The sequence below is a fragment of the Daejeonella sp. genome (genome assembly GCF_044342615.1).
In the GTDB taxonomy this organism is placed as follows: Bacteria; Bacteroidota; Bacteroidia; order Sphingobacteriales; family Sphingobacteriaceae; genus Daejeonella.
In genome coordinates this window covers 1-4442 of record NZ_JBIIPN010000176.1, presented here as the reverse complement: position 1 = coordinate 4442, position 4442 = coordinate 1, and the positions used below count along the sequence as shown (strand labels likewise).

The following is a 4442-nucleotide window of genomic DNA, read 5'->3' as shown; positions in this document are numbered from 1 at the left end:
GGATCTGTATTTTGTGCATATGCATTATTGCCAAAGCTGCTAATCATTAGCGCAATAGCACCTAGGTAAATTGATATTTTTTTTATCATATATTATTATGAATTATAAAAAATTAGATATTTTTCTAGTTAAATTATTTAATTCAAAGTACTCATGTCTATCACAAAACGATAATGAACATCTCCGGCAAGCGTTCTTTCATATGCTTCATTAATTTGGCTCATTTTGATAAGTTCAATATCAGAGCTAATATTATGTTCAGCACAGTAATCGAGCATTTCTTGGGTTTCTTTAATTCCTCCGACTAAAGAGCCAACTAAACTTCTGCGTCCTAAGATAAGTGGGAATGCAGAAACTTCTGATGGCTGTGGTGGAGCACCTAAAATAACCATGACTCCGCTAGTTTTTAATAGCGTAAGATATTGATTATAGTCATGTTGTGCAGAAACGGTATCAATAATAAAATCGAATGTAGAAGCCAAGCTATTCATAGTTTCGACATCGCTTGTGATTTTGAAATGTTTTGCACCAAGACGTTCAGCATCTTTTTCTTTGTCTTTAGAGCGACTTAGTACGGTGACTTCTGCACCCATTGAAGAGGCAATTTTAACGGCCATATGTCCTAATCCGCCTAATCCCACAACGGCCAATTTATCTCCCTTTTTTACGTTCCAATGTTTTAAGGGAGAGTAAGTGGTGATACCTGCGCAAAGTAGGGGTGCTACATTTGCTAGTGGTAATTTATCAGAAACATGGAGTACAAAATGTTCAGTTACTACGATATGACTTGAGTATCCTCCTAAAGTTATGGTTTTTTTATCTTGTGATGGTGAATTATAGGTTTGAGTATGCCCGTTTTCACAATATTGTTCCAAATCATCATTGCAATTATTACAATGTCTGCATGAATCAACAAAGCATCCTACCCCAACTGTATCACCAATTTTAAATTTGCTGACAGCCTCACCAATGCGAGTTACTTTTCCAACAATTTCGTGCCCTGGAACGGCTGGGTAAACGGTGCCTCCCCATTCATTTCTAGCAGTATGAATATCTGAATGACATACACCACTAAATAGAATTTCAATTTCTACATCTTCTGGTCCTGGTTCACGGCGATCAATTTGCCATGGTTCAAGTGGTTTTTCGGCGCTAAGAGCGGCATATGCTTTTACTGATTTCATCTTTATTTATTTTATCTATGTTATTCCAAATTTAACCAATTTTAATGAATGTTATTTAATCGATTTTTTTGACCGTTAACTAATTTCTTTAAAGAAATGATTTCAAAACTCAATTTTTATCCTAATTTTAGTTTTGAAAAATGAATATAAATATGAATTTGAAAAAAGTTATCGGTTTTTATGTGTTGATGCTCATTACATCAACATTATTTGCACAGGCTGGTAGGTATCATCTATTGGTTGGGACTTATACAGCTCCAGGAAAAAGTGAAGGTATTTACGTCTATGAGTTCAATACAGAAAATGGTGAAATGTCTTATAAATCAAAAGTTATACTTGAAAGTCCTTCATACTTTGCTGTCTCTCCCGATCGGAAATTTGTATATTCAGTTAGTGAAAGCAAGGAAAGTAAGATCAACGCACTCTCATTTGATGCGAAAAGTGGCGAATTAAAATTGATTAATAGTCGCCCTTCTGGCAGTGCTGGTCCGACTCATATTTCTGTTGATGCACTAAGAAAATATGTGTTTGCAGCTAATTATGGTGGAGGATCATTAACAGCCTTAGCAATTGAAGAAGATGGGAGTCTGGGGGCAGATATTCAAGATATTAAACATGAGGGAAGTAGCATTGTAATGAAAAAGCCTTATGTACATTCTGTGGTGGTTTCGCCAGATAATAAATATGTTTTGGCGGCAGATTTAGGAACAGATAAAATCAATATTTATCAATTTAAACCTCAAAATAGGCCCTTGGCACTTTTTCCAGCGGCACAACCTTTTGCTTTGTTAGATCCAGGAGCGGGACCAAGGCACAGCGCCTTTCATCCAAATAAAAAATATTTCTATTCAGTTACAGAATTAAACTCTAAGGTTTATGCTTTTGAGTATAAAAAGGGGCGATTAAAACAGATTCAATCAATTTCTATGATTCCAGAAGGTTTTACTGGTCCCGGTCATGGTGCTGATATCCAAATTTCAGAAGATGGCAAATTTCTTTATGCTAATACGAGAAGTACCGTTAATGAAATCGCTATTTTCTCAATTAATCAATCAAATGGCACATTAAGTTTGGTAGATAAGCAGCCTTCATTAGGGAAAAGTTCAAGGACTTTCCAAATTGATCCGAGTGGTAATTGGCTAATTTCAACGAGTCAGGCAACCAATGAACTAATCCTTTTTAAGCGTAATCAGGAAACTGGTAAATTGACACCTACGGGTCAGAAACTCAGTATCGACAAACCATCTTTGGTAAAATTTGTTAAGATGGATTAAGGGTGTTGTTGTTGTTTAGAATACAATAAGCCAGATTTAAATGCCATTATTGATTTTAATTAACATCATTATCAATGGATTACGTACATTAATAAATTATTTATTTAGATTCAGCGAATAATTAGGAAGATTTTGAAGCAGTATTTGGGGATATTTTATGTGATTTTGGGACTGATATTTGGTCTTTCAAATTATGCTAATGCGCAAGGGACTTCCAATAAGGGGACTGATTTTTGGGTGGGATATGGGAATCACGTAGAAGGATATAAAGCCACTATTGGACAGCAAATGGCTGTTTATATAACTTCTGATATTAATACTTCTGGACAAATGGAGGTAGGAGGGACTATTATTCCTTTTACGGTAACTGCGAACGCCATTACAACAGTAGCAGTGCCTCAATCAGCCTATATTGGGAATGCTGAGGGCAAAGTTATAGGGAAGGGAATACATATTACTTCGGCATTACCTATTGTTGTTTATGCGCATATTTATTTTACTTCAGTTTCTGGAGCAACCCTAGTTTTGCCCACAAATACATTGGGTAAGGATTATTACTCACTAAACTATAAGCAAATATCCAATAGCCCAAATTCGCATTCTTACTTTTTTGTTGTGGCTACGGAAGACAATACAGAAATAGTAATTACACCCTCTGTTGACACTCAGGGTGGATTACAAGCCGGCGTATCCTCAGCACCTATCTTATTAAATAAAGGTGAAATATATCAGGTTTTTGGGAAACAAACTTCAGGTACTACAGGCACAACATTTGGTACAGATTTAACTGGAACTAGGATTCAATCGGTTTCTACTTCCTCTGCACCTTGTAAAAAGATTGCTGTATTTTCTGGGAGTGGTAAAATTGGTATAGGTTGTTTAGCTGCAACAGGTAATGCAGGTTCTTCCGATAATTTATTTCAACAAGCTTACCCCACTGCGAGCTGGGGCAAGACTTTTGTTACTGTTCCTTCAAAGGATAGAAATTATGATGTTTACAGAATTTTTAAAAGTGATCCAAGCGCAGTAGTTAAGTTGAATGGAGACATTATTCCTGAATCTAGTTTTGTGAATGATTTCTATTATGAATTTCCAAGTCAGGCTGTAAATTATATTGCATCTGATAAAGCAATTCAAGTGGTACAGTATGCAGTAACACAAGGAAAATCTATTGGTTGCGGTCCGATTTCAGGGGATGTTGGAGATCCAGAGATGATTTTTTTAAATCCTTTGGAACAGACACTTTCACAGATTACGATGTATTCTACACCGTTGTACATGATTACAAAACACTTTATTAATATAGTTATTCCTCAAACTGCTGCCTCAAGTTTTACAATTGATGGAATATCTTATGCATCTAATTTTCTACCAGTACCAGGTAAACCCGATTATGCCTATGCTCAAATATCTGTGAGCTCAGGGACACATAATTTAAAGGCAAATGCTGGTTTTAATGCAATCGCTTATGGATTTGGCAATGCTGAATCCTATGGATATGCTGCTGGAGCTAATGTTAAAGGACTTGGGGTTGAGATTAAAAGAATTAGTACTAGTGAAGTAATAAGCACAGTTTGTGTGAACGAAGAATTGAACGTAAGTGTAAAATTCAATTCCACAGTTTCTAAATTGACTTGGGATTTAGGTGATGGATCCACCCCTGAGGATTTTTTAAATCCACTTCCTGTTAATCCCACCCCTGCTGATGGTTTATTCGAATATTTATTCCCTAGAAAGGTAAGTTATTCATCACTAAATAATTATAAAATAATTGTTACCGCAGATAAAACATCCAGCACTGGTTGTGGAAGTTTAGAAGTAATAGAATTGCCTTTTTCAGTTATTGGGCCACCAACTGCCTCATTCACTAGTCCTACCGAGGTCTGTGCCAGTACTCCAATCTCATTCATTGATACTAGTGTTGGTAATGGAAAGTTAATAAGCAAATGGAAATGGGATTTTGGAGATGGGAATATCTCAATCC

At 36.0% G+C, this 4442-nt stretch carries 3 protein-coding genes; 2 read left to right on the top strand and 1 reads right to left on the bottom strand.

All coding sequences use genetic code 11. The features are described 5' to 3' along the window. Positions 1 to 137: 137 nt before the first annotated feature. Positions 138 to 1184, bottom strand: coding sequence for an NAD(P)-dependent alcohol dehydrogenase (locus ACIQ0D_RS11755; RefSeq protein ID WP_395805842.1), 1047 nt, complete (start codon positions 1182 to 1184; stop codon positions 138 to 140). A gap of 152 nt (positions 1185 to 1336) precedes the next feature. Here ACIQ0D_RS11755 and ACIQ0D_RS11750 point away from each other — a divergent pair, with 152 nt between their 5' ends. Next, positions 1337 to 2458 (top strand): lactonase family protein, encoded by a 1122-nt coding sequence (locus tag ACIQ0D_RS11750; RefSeq protein WP_395805840.1) that lies wholly within the window; start codon positions 1337 to 1339, stop codon positions 2456 to 2458. Positions 2459 to 2590: 132 nt separating this feature from the next. After that, positions 2591 to 4442: hypothetical protein (locus ACIQ0D_RS11745; RefSeq protein WP_395805838.1), on the top strand; the 1852-nt coding region annotated here is incomplete at its 3' end.

Excerpts from the sequence above, each read along its gene's own strand:
- ACIQ0D_RS11755 (WP_395805842.1), bottom strand. The coding sequence starts at position 1,184 with ATGAAATCAGTAAAAGCATATGCCGCTCTTAGCGCCGAAAAACCACTT.
- ACIQ0D_RS11750 (WP_395805840.1), top strand. The coding sequence starts at position 1,337 with ATGAATTTGAAAAAAGTTATCGGTTTTTATGTGTTGATGCTCATTACA.